Raw genomic sequence first — 17,754 nt, forward strand, 5'->3', positions numbered from 1 at the left:
ACGACAACGAACGAGGAGCGTAGCGACGAGTGAGTCGTCCGCGAGGAATCGCACTGAGGGATTTGAACCCTGAGAGACGAACGCTGTGAGTCTCTCTTCGGTTCAAAGTTCGGGAGACGCCGCTGGCGTCTCCGACCCTCGCGAACGCGAAGCGTTCGCTCAGTCCCGCTCCGGGCGCTTTCTGACGCGAACTACACGGCGAGCACCGCGTAGCGTGTGCTCGCATCGTGAGCGTCGAAGCGTCGCCGACGGCATTTGAACCCTGCCAGTCGCGCACAGCGACCATCGGGAGCGAGCACGTCTGGCTTCGGTTCAAATCCCGCCACGCTGGGCTCGAATCACACGCGCAGCGTGGCACAGTTCGCGAAACCATCGGTTTCGCTCACTCCCGAGAGACGCCGCTGGCGTCTCCCGACCCTCGCGAGCGCGAAGCGTTCGCTCGGTCCCGCTCCGGGCGCTTTCTGACCCGGACTACTCGGCGAGCACCGCGTCGCGTGTACTCGCTATCGTGAGCGGCGCGGAACACTACTCGTCGAGACGAAAAGAGACGCTACGGGGTCAGGCGTAGTGCTTCTCGAGGTACGCGACGATGTCGTCGCTCTCGGCCATTCCCTCGATGCCGTTGTCCTCGTCGACGAGGACGGGGACGCCTGTCTGGCCGCTGATTTCCTCGACTTCGGTCCGCTCGCTGTGGCTGCGGGGGACCATATGGGACTCGTACTCGAGTCCGAGTTCGTCGAGTTTCTTCGTGACTTTCGCGCAGTACGGACAGCCTTCGAGTTCGTACAGTTCGAGGTTTGCCATCGTCGACGCCTACGAGTCGCAGGCAAAAGAGGCCGGCGGTGGTGTGCGCGGGCGACTACAGCGCGCCGCCGATGATGCCGCTGGTCCGGACGACGAAGTAGAGGACGAACGCGGCCGCGAGCACCCACTGTCCGGGGTGGACCTCCCGCCACTCGCCCTGTCCAGCCTTGACGATGGGGTAAGAGATGATGCCGGCGGCGATGCCGTAGGCGATGGAGAAGGTAAAGGGCATCACGAAGACGGTCAGGCCGGCCGGGATGGCGTGGGAGAGGTCGTCCCAGTCGATGTCCGTGACGTTACGGAGCATCAGGACGGCGACGACGACTAAGGCGATGTGGGAGGCGTGGATCGGAACGGCGGCGGCGAGGGGCACCAGCGCGAGCGACGCAATAAAGAGCAGGGCGACGACCAGCGCGGTCATTCCCGTCCGACCGCCCTCCTCGACGCCGGTGGCGGACTCGATGTAGGTGGTGACCGTCGAGGTGCCGATCATCCCGCCGACGGTGGTCCCGACGGCGTCAGACAGCAGCGGTCGGTCGATGTCGGGGAAGTTGCCGTCCTCGTCGAGGAAGCCTGCGACCTGCCCGACGCCGACCAGCGTCCCCGAGGTGTCGAAGAAGTCGACGAAGAAGAACGTGAAGACGATGAGCGAGAAGCCAAGCGCGTCGACGTTCCCGAAGCCGTCGATGAACGCGCCGATCAGCGGCGTGATGTCGTAGCCGGCGGCGCTGTAGGTCACCGTCGTGTCGCCGGTCAGCGTCGCGGGCGTGTACAGCGTCCCGCCCTCGATTTCGGTCAGCGCGCTGAAGCCGAGCGCCGAGGCGGCGTAACTGGCGACGGTCGTCGCCGCGATACCGAGGACGATAGACCCCGGGATGCCGGCGGCGTACAGGACGAACGTCAACAGCAGGCCGATAACGGAGATAATCGCCAGCGGGTCGTTGGCGAACTGCGGGTTGAACTGGAGGAACGTCGAGGGGTCGCCGGCGACGACGTGCATCGCCTGCAACCCGAGGATACCGAGGAACAGCCCGATACCGGCACCGACGCCGAGTTTCACCGGTTGCGGGAACAGTTTGATGACGTACTCACGGGCGCCGGCGACGGTCAGGAGGATGAAGATGATCCCCTCGACGACGACGGCGGCGAGCGCCGTCTGCCACGGGACGCCCAACCCGAGGACGACGGTGAACGCGAAGAAGGCGTTCAGCCCCAGTCCGGGGGCCTGTGCGAACGGGCGGTTCGCGTAGAACGCCATCATCAGCGTCGCGACGGCCGCCGCGATGATGGTGACGACGGCGAGCATCTGGATGGTCTCGGTCTGTGTCCGGCCCGGGACCTGTATCGCCGCGCTCAGGATGCTCGGATTCACCACGACGATGTAACTCATCGTCAGGAACGTGGTGATGCCGGCGATGGTCTCGGTCCGGAGGTCAGTGTCGTGTTCGTCGAAGCCGAAGAACGTGGCGAGCCTGTCCCGTACCATATTGGCGTCCGTTCGTAGACCCCAGTTTTAATACTTTCAATGTCTCCCGCACGTTCCTCACCGATACCGTCCGAAAATATGGGGAGATAACGACCGATGTTTCAACTGCTGAGCTCGTTCCACAGTGCCAGTGCGTCGAAGAGGTCGCCGGCGTCGCCGTCACCGTCGAAGTCGAAGGCGTCGGGATTGGCCGCGACCGCGTCGCTGTCGCGGTTGTTGTAGTAGGCCAGCGCGTCGAAGAGGTCGCCCGTACCGTCGCCGTTGACGTCCTCCAACAGCGGGTCGTCGTCGAGACTCGTCGGCGGGCCCGACCCGTCGCCGATAGGCGGGATATCGAACGAGGGGTCGTCGTCACCAGTCTCGTCCGATGCCAGCGACACCGTCAGGTCGCTCGTATCGAGGCCGCTCGCCCAACTGACGGTCCGGCCCTCGGTGGCCGCCGGTTCGACGCTCGTCTCCCGGAGTTGGTAGCCCTCGGGCGCGCGCAACTCCAGTGCTGATCGGTGACGAACGACGGCGCGAACGGCCGTTCGATCCGCAGGCCCGCGTCGGTCACGGCGGCGAACCCGCGCCACTCGACCGCGACCGAGACAACGCCGGTTTCGCCGCCCTCGCGGACGTCGAAGGTCACCCGCGGTTCGAGAACGGACATCTCGCGGTCGACGCGGGTCGCCCACCCGTCGGCGACCCAGCCCAGTCGCATCCGGAACGTCTCGGCGAGTCGCTGACGGAACTGTTCGTCGGCCTGTAGGGACTCGAACGCCGCGGCGTCGCGGTCGTCGGTGAGGTCGTACGTCGCGGTCGTCGAGACTGTGGCGTCACCCTCGGGGCCGAGTTCGACCGTCGGCGCGCGACGTACAACCCGTCGAGGAAGCCCGGGCCCTCGAACCGGATCAGTCCCTGCCGGTAGGCGGCGGCCACTGCCGGACCGGGCCGTTCCGCCGTGGACAGCAACCGGGCGGCGAAGACGCTGGTCTCCATCCGCATCGTCGACTCGAACGCCGCGGGGTCCTCGAGCCGGCGGAACTCGGTGAGGCCGCCCGCCTCACCGGTGACGAGGGCGAAGCGGTCCGATATCTCGCCCTGCGGGTTGTACACGTCGAAGCGGATCCGCTCGCCGACGAACCGCTCCGGCGGTCCGCCCGGATAGCCACAGTGGGTGTAACAGGCCGGTCGCCCGTCCTCGCGGAAGCGGTCGACGATCGCGTCGATCTCCTCGACGCCGGGGAGTTGCTCGTAGACGTACGCGTTCTCCAGAACCTCCTGTGCCTCGATAGCGTCGGTGATCTGGTCGCGGACGGCCTCTTTGTACGCCTCGACGCGCTTGACGTCGATGCGGTAGCGGACCGCCATCTCGTACCCGCCGACGTTCGTGGCTGCCCCCTCGCCGAAGGAGACGGTGAGGTCGTCGAGTCCACGGGTCTGCGGGCAGTCGACCGACAGTTGCACGTGGGTGTCGTACAACCAATCGAGGGTCACGTTCGTGACCTCGCGGCCGTCGTCGTAGAGGGTGATCGGCGTCTTCTCGGGGTTGGTCCGAGCGGCGGCCTCGCCGAGGGCGTTACCGGTGCCCCGTATCACGACGACGAGTTCGCCCTCGGTCGCTATCTCGGTCCGGGTGCCGTCGATGGTGACGTTCTGGGTGCCACACTCCGGCTTGGGGAGCGTCGGCGTGTCCGTCTCGGGCACGTCGAGGTCGTAGTAGTCCACGTCGGCGTCGTCGTGGAGGCTGAGGTTCGACAGTTCCGTGTCCCAGTACTCGCGGGCGAACACCTCGCCTCCGCCCGAGAGGATGCCGCTACAGTCGTCGCCGTACGATTTGCCGCTGCTGAACCGGTGGCTGCCGACACAGAACAGGTGACGGTGGTCCCAGCCAACGGCACGCGAGAGGTTCGTCGCCGTGCCGAGGCGGTCGTTGTCCCGCCCGAAGTCGTCGAAGCGGTCGCGGTCTGGCGGGGGCAACAGTTCGAAGGTCTTCCGAACCGTGAGGTTCCGGGACCGGACGCCGTTGATCGACGCGGCGTTCGAGGTGTTCACCGTGACGGTGGCGTTGACCGTCCGCTTTCTCGTCACCGAGGGCACCTCGACACAGATGTCCTTCTCGTAGCGCTGGCCCTCGCTGAGTATCCCGGCGACCGTCGGGTCCTCCCAGTCGCCACACTGTGACATCGCCGAGGGATCGCTGAACTCGACGTCGACGACGGTGCCCGAGACGGGCGCGCCCGTCCCCTCGACGCTGACGTTGAACCAGCGCTGACGGTCCTCCCACGGCTGGAGCGTCGTGGTCTGGGTGTCCGTCACGGACAGCGTCGGCTCCTCGGTGACCGTCCGGTAGACCACGTCGTACGCCTGATTGGTGAACGCCGTCACGCGGTTGGCCCGCACTCTGATCTCGTAGCGGCCCTGGCTCGGATCGTCGAGCACCAGCCGTTTGACGTTGCTGTTCGTCGTTATCTTGCGGGTACCGTCGGGGCCCTCGACCTCCAGATCGAGGTCGTTGGCCAGGATGTTGCTCCCGCTACCGCGGAGCGTCGGCGTGTGACCGGGGTCCAGCCACGTCAGCGCGACGACCAACTTCTCGGTGTCCTGCTCGACCGTGAAAGACTTCTTGTCGACTTCGACCGACGGGCTCTGGAACAGCCCCGAGTTCTGGACCGAACCGCTCATGTGGGCGTGGCGGGCCTCGTAGCGGTTGGTGAACAGCGCGTTGTTGGCGTTGACGATGCCGTAGCCGTCGTGGTTCGGCGGGGCCGCGGTGGCGATCAGTTCCGCCCGCATCGCGTTGGCGTCCATATCGAGGCTGCGGTGTTCGTACTTGTCTTTCAGCAGCGCGGCGACGCCCGAGACGTGCGGGGCGGCCATCGACGTGCCGAGCTTCTCACCGTAGCCGCTGTTCAGCGGCGCCGTCGTCCAGTGGCCCGGCGCGTACAACTCGGGCTTGCGTCGGTTGGAGTTGTCCGCCATATCCCGGCTCGGCTGGAGGTTGTTGAGTATCGAGTCGGCGTTGACCGTCCCGATAGAAGCGTCGGTGACGCGGCCGTTGGCGTTGGATCCGTCCCGGACCGCGCCGACTGAGATGACGTTCTTGGCGAGGGCGGGGCTCCCGACGTACTGTTCGCTGGCGGGCACGATGCCCCGGTTGGCTTTCGTCTGGTTGAAGTTGCCGTTGGAGAAGACGAGCAACGTGTCCTCGTGGTTGTACGCCCACGTGTCGGTCTTGCTCGCTTCCACGTCGTAGTCGCCATCCGACGACTCGGGGGTGTCACCCCAGCTGTTCGAGATGATGTCCGCCCCCTCGTCGTTGACCTGCTTGTATTTTCGTTTGGGACCAGTCCATACAGTGGTGATACCACCGCCGGGGTCGAGAATTCGGGACGGGATGAGCGTTGCGTCCTCGGCGACGCCGGTAACCGTGACACCCCGGGAGGCGTCGGTTCCGTTGCCGGCGATGGTCCCGGCGACGTGTTGACCGTGGGTACGGGCAGTCGTCGTGGAGTTGTAGTCGCCGTCGACCCAGTCGTACCCCTGAATGATGTTCACGTCGTCGAAATGGGGGTGGTTCGGCTGGATACCGGTGTCAAGGACGCCGACCCTGATACCGGTCCCGTCGTAGCCGGTCCGGCTCCCCGGTCCCGCCCGCTCGGCCAGATGCGCGCCGACGAGACGGCGGCCCTCCGAGACGGTCGGCGCCGGCGCGGTGAACTCCTCAACCCACCTGACGCGTGGGTTCTCCGAGAGGACATCGAGGTCCTCGTTCGTGACCTCCCCGCGGTAGGTGTTGGCCTCGACTTCGCGGAGCGGCGTCCCCTCGGTGTCGATGGGTTCGAAGGTCGTCACGGTCACGTTGACGCGTTCGGCGTCGCTCGCCGTGTCGACGAGGTCGGGGTGGATGCGCAACTCCGGACGGATCGAGAGGACAGAACGCACCTCATCGCGCGCGGCGATGTCCTCGGCGGCCTCGACCGGGACGTTCGCGTAGCGGGCCGTCCGCGTCAACCGCTCGCCGTCCTCGTAGCCGAGTGCGGTCATCTCCTCCAGCAACTCGGCAGTCGGCGCGGCGACGAACTGCACGACCACCCACGTCCGGGCGGTGGCGCTGTCGGTGACTGCCGGGTCCAGTCCCGGTTCGGGCGTGATCGTCCCGGCGCGGAACGGGATCGCGTAGTCGTACTCGCGGTCGACCTCGACGACGTCGGTCTCGTCGGGTTCGACGGCGGTGATGTTTGCGCCGTCGTCCGCCGTGGCTTCGCCCGCGTCGGCCGTCGTGTCGTTCGTCCGGTCGCCGGCGCTCGCGGTCGCGTTCGCGTCGTCATCGGCGGAGTCGTTCCAGTCGTCACCGCCGACAGGGTCACTACTCGCGGGCGCGTCAACGGCGGTGTCACCGGCGTCGAGCGTCCCGGTCGAGAGTGGCGCAACCGCGCCGGCGACGGGTGTAGTCAGCATAAGAACGGCGAACGCGACCGCCAAGGCGGTCAGGCGGCGGTCGCTCATCGTCGCCTCCGCAGGGCTGACGGCCCGCGGTCGTCGCGGTGCCGCCCGTGAGAGACGTGCGCCGTGGTCGTGTGCTGGTACCCCCCGGTCACCGGTGGTCCGGACGACCGGCAGATTGGCTGCCGGGACGCCCCGACCGGTGTCGGATCCTGTGCGTGTGCGATCATACGTTCGGTTTTGGCCGCGGTCGTTCGTGTGTCGGTTCCCCGAACTGCGTCGTGCGCCGTGACGGCCGGCGGACGCCGACCATCCCACTATCGTCAACCCAAACGTCTTTCCGTTCGTTCTACAGGTCCCGTATTAACCACCGGGGCTAGCTCTCTAGAGCGCTGTCGATCCCGGTCGGGAAACGGCGAAAAAGTGGACGCTTGAGTGGTGAAACCGACGATATGCCGGCGGCGGCTCAGTCGTCGCGGTCGGCCAACAGTTGCGAGGCGGTCACCAGCGACTCCAGTCGCAGGTCGTGGTCGGCGAGGTTCTCGGTCGCGCCCTCCTCGCGGTCGACGACGACGAGGACGCGGTCGACGACGGCCCCGGCTTCCCGGAGCGCTTCGGCGGCGTCGATAGCGCTCTGGCCGGTCGTGGCGATGTCCTCTATGACGACGACCTCCTCGCCCTCGTCGAGGTCGCCCTCGATCAGGTTCGCGGTGCCGTACTCCTTTTGCTGTTTGCGGGCGATGACGTAGGGCAGGCCCGTCTCGACGCTGGTGACGGCGACGAGGGGGACGCCGCCGAGGGCGACGCCCGCGAGTTTCGTGTCGGCGAGGCGTTCGGCGAAGGCCTCGGCGATCAGTGCGAGGCAGTCGGGGTTGGTCTCGAAGACGTACTTGTCGACGTAGTAGTCGCTGGTCCCGCCGTGGGAGAGCTCGAACTCCCCGAATCGGACGGCGTCGGCCGCGCGGAGCGCGTCGATGAGCGCCTGTGTGTCCATACCCACTGCTGGGCCGTCGCGGCTGTAATAGGCATCGAAATGCGGTCGTGTGCCAAACGGAACCGTACCGGGGAGTGGGGAGTCCGGAATCCTAATGCCGACGCGGGTTCGAGAGTCGGGCAGATGAAGGTATTCGGGTCGAGCGGGGTCCGCGGCGTCGTCAACGAGACGCTGACGCCGGAGTACGCGATGCAGGTGGCGATGGCCGCCGGGTCGTTCTGGCGGACCGAACGCGACGTGACCCGGGTCGCCGTCGCACACGACACCCGCAAGACCGGGCAGATGTTCGCCGACGCGGCCAAAAGCGGGCTCGCAAGCGTCGGCCTCGATGTCGACTACATCGGCACCGTCCCAACCCCCGGCGTGCAGGTCTACGCCGACGACAACGACGTGGCGGCGTTCATGCTGACGGCCTCGCACAACCCGCCACAGCACAACGGGATCAAACTCATCGGGACCGACGGCGTCGAACTCCCCCTCGACCAGCTAGAGGCCGTCGAGGAGCGTCTCCTCGAGGAGTCGTTCGCCCGGGTCGAGTGGGACGGCGTCGGCGAGAGCCGGACTATCGAGGGGGCCGACGAGGAGTACGTCGAGCAGTTGCTCGGTGCCGTCGACCGCGAGGCCATCGCCGACGCGGAGTTGACGGTGGCGCTCGACCCCGGACACGGCGCCGGCGCCGTCACCAGCCCCGACTTCTTCCGTCGGTTGGGCTGTCGCGTCCTGACGATCAACGCCCAACCCGACGGCCACTTCCCGGGGCGGGACCCCGAGCCAGTCGCCGACCACCTCGGGGACCTACAACGGCTCGTCCGGACCTCCGAGGCGGACCTCGGTATCGCACACGACGGCGACGCCGACCGGGCCATCTTCGTCGACGAGACGGGGAGTTTCGTCGAGGGCGACGCCGCGCTGGCGGCGCTGGCCGAAGCCGAGTTGTCGACCGGAAACGCCGTCGTCTCGGCGGTCAGCACGTCACAACGGCTCGTCGACGTCGCCGACCGGACCGGCGCGGAGTTGCATATGACGCCGATCGGGTCGAGCTACCTGATCACGAAGATACAGACCCTAAAGCGCCAGGGCAAGCACGTCCCCATCGCCGGCGAGGGCAACGGCGGCATCATCTTCCCGCCCTACCGGACGATACGGGACGGCGCCTACACCGCCGCCCGATTCTGTGAGTTGGTGGCCGACCGGCCCGCGAGCGAGGTGGCCGCCGACTACGACGACTACTACAACGTCCGGTCGAACGTCCACTACGAGAGCGACGCCCAGCGCGAGCGGATGCTCGGAGCGATAGAGACGGTCGCCGCCGAGTCGGCGGCCGACCTCGACACCACCGACGGCTACCGGCTCAACTACGAGGACGGCTGGGTGTTGGCACGCCCCAGCGGGACGGAGCCGCTGATCCGTATCTACGCGGAAGCGAGGGATCCGGACCGCGTCGAGACCCTCGCGGATCGAATGCGCGAGGCCGTCGAGAACGCCGCCGATTGAGAGACCCTCGCGGATCGAATGCGCGAGGCCGTCGAGAACGCCGCCGATTGAGCCTACAGGGAGCCGTACTCCTCCAGCGCGTCCCGGAGACGCTCGCGCCGGTCGCGCGTCCGTTCTAAGCGTTCCTCGACCGACCCGCGGCGTAGCCGTTCGCGCTCGTCGTCGGTCAACTGCGCTTGGGCGACGGCACTGTCCCGAAGGCGGCCGTACTCGGGGTCGTCGGCCAGCGACCGGACCGCCCGGAGGGCATCCAGCACGGCCGGATCGTCGAGACGGTCGACGACGGGGATCAGTTCCTTACAGCGCCAGCGAAGCGCCGCCGCCGACGGCGGGGGCCAGTCGACGGTCAGCGGGCCGGCGTCGAGGCGTTCGAGGTACGTCTGGTGGGTTGCGACGTTGCGCTTGAGCGCGGCGGCGTCCTCGACGTAGTGGTCGAGTTTCGACTTCGAGTACTCCGCGTAGGAGAGCAACTGCTGGATGGGTTCCGTGCCGACCGACTCCCGGCGGACGTACGCCAGGAGGTCCTCGGGGGGCTGTCGGTACTCGACCAGCGGGAACGCGGCCGTCGACTCGACGAACGCGAGCACCTCGCGGGCGCTGGCGTCGTGTTTGAACGTCTCGAAGGCTTCGGAGACCGCGTCGTCGTAGCGCTCGATGGGGTCCCGGATGCGCTCGACCGGCGCGTCGATGTCGGCCTCGCCCAACTCGACCAGTCGCCGCAGTTCGTCGACGCGCTCGTCGAGTTCACGCTCGTGTCGCTCGACCGACTGCCGTGCATCGCGGTACCGCTGTCGGGCGTCCTCGCGGGCCTCGACCGTTTCGACGACATCCCGGACCGGCGCCAGCGCCTCGCGGGCCTCCGCGAAGTCGGCCTCCTTGAGCCACTTCTTGTGCATAATCTCGTCGACGGTCTCGAAGGCCCCGCGGTGGGTCAACTCCTCGGGCAACCGCTCGACGAAGTGGGCCAGTTCCTCCTGGTACTCGATGAACTGCTCCATATCGACGTCGGCGTCGCCGTCACTCGTTGCCACCGGCTCGTAGCGCTCCATCAGATCCGTTAGCTCCCGATACCGGTCGACCAGTCGCTCGACGTCGGTGTCGTCGATGGCCGCGACACGCTCGTCGGCGGCCTCGTAGTCGGCGGCAGCCGATTCGAGGCGCTCCAGCAGCGACGCGGTCTCGCTGTCGTCGGCGTGGGCGCTCTCACTCATAGACGGCCTCTGGGTCGAACACCTGCTCGCCGACGGTTTCGCCGTCTATCGTCCGGTAGAAACAACTCTCGTAGCCGGTGTGGCAGGCCCCGCCCTCCTGGTCGACGAGGTACAGGAGGGCGTCGCCGTCGCAGTCGACGCGGATCTCCGCGACGGACTGGGTGTGACCGCTGGTCGCGCCCTTCTCCCAGAGTTCCTCGCGGCTCCGGGAGTAGTAGTGGGCGCGGCCGGTCTCGCGGGTCCGCTCGACGGCCTCGCTGGTGACGTACGCGAGCATCAACACCTCGCCCGAGTCGGCGTCCTGTGCGACCGCTGGCAACAGTTCCTGCTCGTCGAAGGCCAGTTCAGGGGCGGCGTCGCTCATATCCCTAGGCTCGCCATACCCTTGCATAGGCCTTTTGCGTCAGCGCGCTGACTTGCGGGCGTCGTCGTATCGTCGCTCGTACTCTGCTGCGAGGCGCTCGGACGATAGCTCAGGGTGTGCCAACTCCCGCGACTCGACGGCGAGTCCGCCGGCGATGGCCCCCAGTCGGAGACACGTCTCGACCGACTCGCCCTGCCGGTAGCCGTAGAGGTAGCCCGCGAAGAAGGCGTCGCCGGCCCCGTTCGTATCGACCACCTCGGCGTCTACGGCGTCGACGGTGACCAACTCGCCGTCGGGCGTCATCGCGCTCGCGCCCGCGTCCCCGTGTGTGCAGACGACCAGTCGCTTCCCGGCCGCTATCTGCTCGCGCATAAACGCCTCGTAGTCGCCGATGGCCTCGTCGCTCAGGAAGAGGGCGTCCGCGCCCGCGACGAACGTCTCGAAGTAGTCGTCCTCGCCGTCGTACTCGTGGACGTCCGCCCAGACCGGCGTGCCGACGGCGGCCGCCGTCTCGACTAACGGCCGAGTGTAGTTGACGGGGCTGACGACGAGGGCGTCCGCCGCCGCGACCCACGTCTCGAGTCGCCCGTAGTCGATATCGGGCTCTTGGGTCGGCGGAACGGTGAAGATAGAGATGCGGTCGCCCGCGTCGTCCATGAGGTTGACGTGGCGCTCGGTGCCCGCGGGGTCGAGGTCGAACGCCGTCGTGATCGGTTCGGTGTCGAGGCGCTCACGGATCGCCGTCCCGAAGCGGTCCTCGCCGACCATCGCGTGAAACCGCGTCCCGACGCCGAGACGGCCGAGGTTCAGGGCCTTCCCGGTACCGCTCGACCCGACCGTCTCCCGGAAGTCGCGGGCGAACACCGTTCCCGGGCCGTCGGGGAACTGGTCCAGATAGACGATGGCGTCCCACGAACAGCCGCCGGCGACGAACACGTCCATACGCGCTCGGTGGGCCGCGGACGGCTTGTCGGCGTCGGTCCGGTGTTACCCCAGCCCGGCGGCTGCCAGCCCCCACACCAGTACGTCACCGGCGACGAGGCTGAGCAACAATCCGCCGAACATCGGGACGATGAACGGGATGCCCGGGGAGTACCACACCCGGTCGCCGCCCGCGACGACGTCGAGGCCGTCCCGCAGGTCCTCGGTATCGGTGCCGTAGATGGGGCCGCCGATGTCCGCGAAGAACGCCTCGGCCCCCCACGGGTCCGCCTCTTCGGGCGTCCGGTCGCCGGCCGGGTCGCCCTCGGGGAGGGGGAGCGACTCGTCGACGGTGCCGCCACCGGGGTCGGCGGGGTCCTCGGGGACCGTCGACCGGTAGTGGTCGGGGTCTGCACGCAGGTCGCGAGCGAGCACCCGCGCCACGTCAGGTACATCCGGAGGACGTCCAAGTCGAGGCCGCCGCGGGTGTAGCCCTCGGGTCGTTCGAGCAGGCGGCCGTACCGTTCGGTGAGACTGTCGGCCGGGGCTCGGTCGCCGATCACCATCAGTCGGCTCACGTCCCCGCCGGCAGCGTTGCGGGCGGCCAACACGAGCGGGTAGCCCGCGCCCGCGAGGACAGTGTTCGAGAGGATGGTCAGCGAGAACACGCCGACGGTCGTCTCGAACCACGGGAGCGCGAAGCCGTCGAACAGGAACTCCGGGTACAGCGGGAAGACGACGGCGAGAGTCATCAGGGCCTTCGCGTCGGCGCCGCCGAACCCGCCGAGCAACCAGAAGCCGTAGGCGAACGCGACGACGAAAGCGACGCTGATGGCCGTCCGGAGGAGAAACGCCGACAGCGGTTGGGTTATCGTCGACTGAAAGGACACCGAGAGGCCGTCGATCAGCAGGCGAGTCGCCGTCCCGTTCCAGACGGCGACGGCGTCCCACGCGAGCAACACGAGTCCCAGCGCCGCCAGTGGGAGCCACGTTCGGTTGGGGACCCGCCGGGTCTTGATGTCCCTGATCGCCGCCCAGCCGAACACCGGGACGACCAGCAGACGCAGCAGGTCCGGTATCGTCGCAGCGAACACTGGTAGGTGGTTCACGGGCAGGACATTCAACTTTGCGGCTGTCGGTCACGCCGGCGTCGCCACTCCGGGGCGAGCGGTCGAAAAAATCGGGTGACGGGAGCGCTTATATGACGCGGTTCTGCAGGTAGTCGAGGTGTTTCGCGTTGTAGACGATCTTGACCTCGTCGCTGTCCGGCGTCCCGACGCAGGTCAGGCGCACGCCCTTGTCCTCGACTTCCTCGTCGCTGAGGATCTGCTGCATGTCCATCTCGACCTCGCCCTCGACGACGATGGCTGCGCAGTTCGCACAGGCACCGGCGCGACAGGAGAACGGCCAGTCGTACCCCTGGGCCTCGGCGGCCTCGAGGATGTACTCGCCCTCGCTGACGTCGATCTCGCCGTGGTCGTTCTCGCCGAGACCCTCGTCGGCGGCCTTCTCGAAGAGATCGTCGTCTTGCACGTCCCAGCCGTTGTCGTCCACTACTTCGTAGTTTAGGTACTCAACCGTAGGCATCACCTCGATGCTACAGACGCCGGACGCTTATCCTTTGTTGTTCCGCACCGGATCCTAGAGAAATTGTGAGCGATCCGCGAAAGAGCTAACCCGATATCGCCCATACGTGCAGCTATGGTGTCGCTCATCGGTATCGTACTCGGTCTCGGAACCCTGTTGCTGTTCGTCTCGCCGCTGTTGTACGTCTACATCAAAGGCCCCGAGGGTACGAGTCCGACACCCTACGAGGCCGACCTCGCCGAACGACGGGAGAAGGGACGGGACGAACAGTAGCCGGCCCACCGGACAGCCCAACCGCCGGACCCGGCGGTCACGGCCGCGATACGCGAGACGCATTTCGACCATCGCGGCCGACTGCACTCCGACAGCCACCAGTACCGTATATTGAAGGCAAAATGTTTTCAATAGAGGCCTCCGTACTACGAGACACCTAATCAGCCATGCCAGCAATGGAAACGGCGGCGTTCGAGACAGATCTCAGTCTGTTCAAATACGACAATCTCGAACAGCTCCCGCCGGAATACCGTGATCTGGAGGAGGGCGAGCGGACCGAGCGCATCGAGGCCGCGCTCGAGACACTCGGCGACGACGTGGTCATCCTGGGGCACAACTACCAGCGCCGCGAAATCGTCGAGCACGCCGACTTCATCGGCGACTCCTACCAGTTGAGCAAGGAGGCCGCAAACTCCGACGCCGACTACGTCATCTTCGGCGGCGTGACGTTTATGGCCGAGTCCGCGGACATCATCACCGACGACAGCCAGTCCGTGATCCTCCCGAGTATGGAGGCGTCGTGTCCGATGGCCGGGATGGCCGAGGCACTACAGGTCGACGCCGCGTGGGCCGAGATCACCGCCGAGACCGACGAGAACATCATCCCGATCACCTACATGAACAGCTACGCCGACCTGAAGGCGTTCTGTGCCGAACAGGGCGGGCTGGTCTGTACCTCCTCGAACGCCCACAAGGCCTTCGAGTACGCCTTCGAGAAGGGCGACAAGGTCCTGTTCCTCCCGGACAAGCACCTCGGGGAGAACACGGCCCACCGACTCGGGATGGAAGACGAAACCGTCGAGTGGGACCCGTGGGACCCCGAATCGAAGGACGCGAGCAAGGCCGTCGAGAACGACATCATCCTCTGGGACGGCTACTGTCAGGTCCACGAACGGTTCCGGGTCGAACACATCGAGCAGGTCCGCGAGGAGTACGACGACGCCAACGTCATTGTCCACCCCGAGTGCCGCCGCGAGGTCGTCGAGGCCGCAGACGTGGCCGGATCGACGGCGACCATCACCGAGACCGTCGAGAACGCCGACCCCGGCGAGACGTGGGCCATCGGGACCGAGATCCACCTCACGAACCACCTCAGTCGGTGGCACCCCGAGGTGAACGTCGTCCCCCTCTGTGGCGAGGCCTGTATGGACTGCAACGCGATGCGACAGATCGACCCCAACTACCTGACGTGGGTGCTGGAGGAGTTGGTCGAGGGCCGGGAGCGAAACGTCATCGCGGTCCCGCCCGAGGAGAAGGAACTGGCCGGTCTCGCCTTAGACCGGATGCTGGAGATCTGACCATGTCCGAAGAGACGACCGACGTGTTGATCGTCGGATCCGGTATCGCCGGGTGTGCGGCGGCGCTCGCCGCGCCCGCGAGGGCGCGGACGTGACCGTCGCGACCAAGGCGACCCGCCCCGAGGGCTCCTCCTCGTGGTGGGCACAGGGCGGCATCGCCGTCTCGAAGGACGACCCCGAGCAGTTCAAACAGGACATCCTGACCGCCAGCGACGGCACCGCCGACCCCGAGGCCGTCGACGTACTGGTCGAGAACGCCAACGACGCCGTCGAGGACGTCCTGCTGGAGACGCTCGATGTCGACTTTGACGGGAACGGTGACGGCCACGACTTCGGGCAGGAGGCCGCCCACAGCGACGAGCGGATCCTCCACGTCGACGCCTCGACGGGGAAGGCTATCCACGTCCCGTTCCTGAACTACCTCGACGCCCACGAGAACGTCGAGATTCTGGAGGATACCGCCGCGCTGGAGTTGATCCGCCACGAGGGACAGGTCTACGGTGCGATGCTCGAATCCGACGGCGACGTGACGCCCACCTTCGCCGGCGCGACGATTCTCGCCACGGGCGGCATCGGTGCGCTGTATCCCAACTCCACGAACCCCGTCGGGATGACCGGCGACGGCGTCGGGATGGCTGCTCTCGCGGGCGCGGACGTGGCGGATATGGAGTACGTCCAGTTCCACCCTACCGTCTGCATCCCAGACGAAGACGACGAGGAGGACGGGGTCTTCCTCGTCTCCGAGGCCGTCCGCGGGGAGGGCGCGCACCTGATAAACGGCGACGGCGAGCGGTTCATGCCCGACTACCACGAAGACGCCGAACTCGCCCCGCGGGACGTGGTCGCCCGCGCCGTCGACACCGAACGCGAGGCGACCGGCGAGGTCCGTCTCGACGTCTCGACGTTCGACTTCGCCGAGCAGTTCCCGGATCTGGTCGAGTTGTGCGAGGACCACGGCGTCGACTACCGCGAGGGCATCCCCGTCGCGCCCGCCGAGCACTTCCTCTGTGGCGGCGTCGTCGTCGACGACCGCGGCCGCACGTCGCTTTCCTCGCTGTACGCCGTCGGCGAGACGGCCCGGACGGGCGTCCACGGCGCGAACCGACTGGCCTCGACCAGCCTGCTCGAGGGGCTGGTCTGGGGCCTGCGCGCCGGCGAGGACGCCGCCGACCGGGAGATACAGACGATGGAACCGCCGGAACTGTTGAACCGGGACCCGGACCTGCCCGACCAGTTCGCCCACGAGAAGTTCCGTCGGTTGCGCCGCGTGATGGACGAGTACGTCGGCCTCGAACGCACGCCCGAGGACCTCCAGCGCGCGCAGGCGGTCCTCCGCCGACTGAAAGGCGAGGTCGACGCCTACGTCCGCACCCGGACCGCCCGCTCGCTGTACGAACTGCGCCACGCTTCGATCACGGCCCTGCTGATCGCCCGCGCGGCCGGCGAGAACGACGAGAGCGTCGGCACCCACTACCTCGCTGAGACCCCCGAGGTCGAGGCCGACTGACCCGATGCTCACCGACAGTCAGATCGAGTCGTGGCTCGCCGAGGACGTGGGCCACCACGACGTGACCAACGACATCGACGGCGACACCGCGGGTCGTCTCGTCGCCAAAGAAGCGGGCGTCGCCGCCGGCTTGGACGTCGCCAGCGCCGTCTTCGACTACCTCGGCGTCGACGCCGAGACGGTCGGCGACACTGGTGCGACGGTCGACCCGGGCGAGACTATCCTCCGAACCGAGGGACCCGCCCGCGAGACGCTGCGGGGCGAGCGCCCGGCGGTCAACGTCGCCGCCCACGCAAGCGGCATCGCCACCAAGACCCGCCGCGCGGTCGAGAACGCCCGCGCCGTCGACGACGAGGTGACCGTCGCCGGGACCCGCAAGACGACGCCGGGCCTCCGCGGTATCGAGAAGCGCGCGGTCGTCGCCGGCGGCGGCGACACGCACCGACTAGATCTCTCGCATATGGTGATGGTCAAGGACAACCACGTCGCCGAGATGGGCTTAGAGCGGGCGATACGCCACTTCCGCGCGGAAGCCTCCTTCGCGACGAAGGTAGAGGTCGAGGTCGAGTCGCCCGACGACGCCGTCCGTGCGGCAGAGGCCGGCGCGGACATCGTCCTGCTGGACAATATGAGCCCCGAGGAAACGACCCGCGCGGTCGAGTTGCTGGATGCCGCCGACCCCGATGCCCTCGCCGAAGCCTCGGGCGGCATCGGCGTCGACGACGTGGCCGACTACGCCGCGACCGGCGTCGACATCGTCTCGATGGGGAGTCTCACCCACTCCGCGGCGAGTCTGGACCTCTCGTTCCGGACGGGGTGACCCGTTCGCCCTCCAGAAGCCTGTCACCCGAATGTTGGCAACAGTTTGTCACGAAAAAGTTTATGATGATTAACGGTGAAGTATCACGTGATGCCTCAGATAGGCGTCTCAGACGACCTCTACGAACAGATCCGTGCGGAATCAGCCGGCGAGGAGATGGAGGCGACCCTGTGGGAGATGGTGGGAAGCTACCGTCGCCAGAACAACCCCGAAGCGGACCCGAACTGAGGGGCTCGGTCGTTGCGGGTATTTGAGTAGAACCGTTCTCAGCGGCAGCGTTGTGCGAAGCGGTACGAGCAATCGTACTGCTCGCAAGGCGAAGCCGAACGAGCAGCCTTTTTTCCCCAAGTTTTTTGCCGCGAGTGGTGCGCGGAGCGCACCCGAGCGGGAAAAAGTGGCGGTTTTTAGGCTTCTTTCGTCGTCGCACCCGCGGTCTTCAGCGTCGGCAGGGCCTCCTGCATCTGCTCGATCTCCTTCTCGGAGAGGCGGACGCCCGATTCGATGGTCGTGTCGACGGACTCGCCGGACTCCAGATGGGTCGCGGCGGCCTCTAAGGTCCCGTCGGAC

General features: G+C 67.1%; 14 protein-coding genes and 2 pseudogenes. 6 read left to right on the forward strand and 10 right to left on the reverse strand.

Annotation, left to right across the window (positions count from 1 at the left end; all coding sequences use genetic code 11):
• Positions 1–558: 558 nt before the first annotated feature.
• From GJ629_RS07215 to pyrE, 5 genes are all read right to left on the reverse strand, one after another.
• Entirely contained in the window at positions 559–804 is a 246-nt protein-coding gene (locus GJ629_RS07215; RefSeq protein ID WP_157512394.1) for a glutathione S-transferase N-terminal domain-containing protein, read from the reverse strand.
• Positions 805–859: 55 nt separating this feature from the next.
• On the reverse strand, positions 860–2,290 hold the full coding sequence (locus tag GJ629_RS07220) for an NCS2 family permease (RefSeq protein ID WP_157512395.1): 1,431 nt from the start codon (positions 2,288–2,290) through the stop codon (positions 860–862).
• Between the two features lie 101 nt (positions 2,291–2,391).
• Positions 2,392–2,778 (reverse strand): hypothetical protein, encoded by a 387-nt coding sequence (locus GJ629_RS07225; RefSeq protein WP_197428483.1) that lies wholly within the window; start codon positions 2,776–2,778, stop codon positions 2,392–2,394.
• Positions 2,779–2,917: 139 nt separating this feature from the next.
• Complete coding sequence (locus GJ629_RS07230) at positions 2,918–6,781, reverse strand: S8 family serine peptidase (RefSeq protein ID WP_157512397.1); 3,864 nt, start codon at positions 6,779–6,781, stop codon at positions 2,918–2,920.
• Positions 6,782–7,184: 403 nt separating this feature from the next.
• Positions 7,185–7,712 carry an orotate phosphoribosyltransferase gene (gene pyrE / locus GJ629_RS07235; protein ID WP_157512398.1) on the reverse strand — a complete coding sequence of 176 codons (528 nt, stop codon included), beginning with the start codon at positions 7,710–7,712 and terminating at the stop codon, positions 7,185–7,187.
• Positions 7,713–7,835: 123 nt separating this feature from the next.
• On the opposite strand from pyrE, the gene glmM reads away from it, so the two are divergent.
• Positions 7,836–9,206 (forward strand): phosphoglucosamine mutase, encoded by a 1,371-nt coding sequence (gene glmM / locus GJ629_RS07240; RefSeq protein ID WP_157512399.1) that lies wholly within the window; start codon positions 7,836–7,838, stop codon positions 9,204–9,206.
• A gap of 53 nt (positions 9,207–9,259) precedes the next feature.
• Here the strand turns inward: glmM and GJ629_RS07245 are convergent, their stop codons facing one another.
• The 5 genes and pseudogenes from GJ629_RS07245 to fer form a co-directional block, all read right to left on the reverse strand.
• Positions 9,260–10,417 carry a hypothetical protein gene (locus GJ629_RS07245; RefSeq protein ID WP_157512400.1) on the reverse strand — a complete coding sequence of 386 codons (1,158 nt, stop codon included), beginning with the start codon at positions 10,415–10,417 and terminating at the stop codon, positions 9,260–9,262.
• Positions 10,410–10,781, reverse strand: a complete 372-nt coding sequence (hisI, locus tag GJ629_RS07250) for a phosphoribosyl-AMP cyclohydrolase (RefSeq protein ID WP_157512401.1) — start codon at positions 10,779–10,781, stop codon at positions 10,410–10,412. Before hisI ends, GJ629_RS07245 begins: the two co-directional genes overlap by 8 nt.
• 39 nt (positions 10,782–10,820) lie before the next feature.
• Positions 10,821–11,723, reverse strand: a complete 903-nt coding sequence (locus tag GJ629_RS07255) for a carbohydrate kinase family protein (protein WP_157512402.1) — start codon at positions 11,721–11,723, stop codon at positions 10,821–10,823.
• A 45-nt stretch (positions 11,724–11,768) separates the two neighbouring features.
• A pseudogene (locus GJ629_RS07260) lies at positions 11,769–12,796 on the reverse strand (prepilin peptidase).
• A gap of 103 nt (positions 12,797–12,899) precedes the next feature.
• A complete protein-coding gene (gene fer / locus GJ629_RS07265) occupies positions 12,900–13,289 on the reverse strand; it encodes a ferredoxin Fer (protein ID WP_157512403.1) in 390 nt (129 codons plus the stop codon).
• 114 nt (positions 13,290–13,403) lie between these two features.
• On the opposite strand from fer, the gene GJ629_RS07270 reads away from it, so the two are divergent.
• The 5 genes and pseudogenes from GJ629_RS07270 (at position 13,404) to GJ629_RS16125 (ending at position 17,415) form a co-directional block, all read left to right on the forward strand.
• The gene (locus GJ629_RS07270) at positions 13,404–13,562 is read left to right on the forward strand and encodes a hypothetical protein (protein WP_157512404.1); all 159 of its coding nucleotides are present in this window, start codon (positions 13,404–13,406) and stop codon (positions 13,560–13,562) included.
• A 167-nt stretch (positions 13,563–13,729) separates the two neighbouring features.
• A complete protein-coding gene (nadA, locus tag GJ629_RS07275; protein ID WP_157512405.1) occupies positions 13,730–14,860 on the forward strand; it encodes a quinolinate synthase NadA in 1,131 nt (376 codons plus the stop codon).
• Between the two features lie 2 nt (positions 14,861–14,862).
• Positions 14,863–16,367 (forward strand): annotated as a pseudogene (locus GJ629_RS07280) (L-aspartate oxidase).
• Between the two features lie 4 nt (positions 16,368–16,371).
• Entirely contained in the window at positions 16,372–17,187 is an 816-nt protein-coding gene (gene nadC / locus GJ629_RS07285) for a carboxylating nicotinate-nucleotide diphosphorylase (RefSeq protein ID WP_157512406.1), read from the forward strand.
• 90 nt (positions 17,188–17,277) lie between these two features.
• Entirely contained in the window at positions 17,278–17,415 is a 138-nt protein-coding gene (locus tag GJ629_RS16125; RefSeq protein ID WP_197428486.1) for a hypothetical protein, read from the forward strand.
• Positions 17,416–17,754 lie beyond the last annotated feature (339 nt).

The organism is Halapricum sp. CBA1109, from assembly GCF_009741825.1.
Taxonomy (GTDB): domain Archaea; phylum Halobacteriota; class Halobacteria; order Halobacteriales; family Haloarculaceae; genus Halapricum.

Bases quoted from the DNA above. Each gene is read 5' to 3' on its own strand.
- GJ629_RS07215 (WP_157512394.1), bottom strand. From the start codon at position 804: ATGGCAAACCTCGAACTGTACGAACTCGAAGGCTGTCCGTACTGCGCG.
- GJ629_RS07220 (WP_157512395.1), bottom strand. From the start codon at position 2,290: ATGGTACGGGACAGGCTCGCCACGTTCTTCGGCTTCGACGAACACGAC.
- GJ629_RS07230 (WP_157512397.1), bottom strand. From the start codon at position 6,781: ATGAGCGACCGCCGCCTGACCGCCTTGGCGGTCGCGTTCGCCGTTCTT.
- pyrE (WP_157512398.1), bottom strand. From the start codon at position 7,712: ATGGACACACAGGCGCTCATCGACGCGCTCCGCGCGGCCGACGCCGTC.
- glmM (WP_157512399.1), top strand. From the start codon at position 7,836: ATGAAGGTATTCGGGTCGAGCGGGGTCCGCGGCGTCGTCAACGAGACG.
- GJ629_RS07245 (WP_157512400.1), bottom strand. From the start codon at position 10,417: ATGAGTGAGAGCGCCCACGCCGACGACAGCGAGACCGCGTCGCTGCTG.
- hisI (WP_157512401.1), bottom strand. From the start codon at position 10,781: ATGAGCGACGCCGCCCCTGAACTGGCCTTCGACGAGCAGGAACTGTTG.
- GJ629_RS07255 (WP_157512402.1), bottom strand. From the start codon at position 11,723: ATGGACGTGTTCGTCGCCGGCGGCTGTTCGTGGGACGCCATCGTCTAT.
- fer (WP_157512403.1), bottom strand. From the start codon at position 13,289: ATGCCTACGGTTGAGTACCTAAACTACGAAGTAGTGGACGACAACGGC.
- GJ629_RS07270 (WP_157512404.1), top strand. From the start codon at position 13,404: ATGGTGTCGCTCATCGGTATCGTACTCGGTCTCGGAACCCTGTTGCTG.
- nadA (WP_157512405.1), top strand. From the start codon at position 13,730: ATGCCAGCAATGGAAACGGCGGCGTTCGAGACAGATCTCAGTCTGTTC.
- nadC (WP_157512406.1), top strand. From the start codon at position 16,372: ATGCTCACCGACAGTCAGATCGAGTCGTGGCTCGCCGAGGACGTGGGC.
- GJ629_RS16125 (WP_197428486.1), top strand. From the start codon at position 17,278: ATGCCTCAGATAGGCGTCTCAGACGACCTCTACGAACAGATCCGTGCG.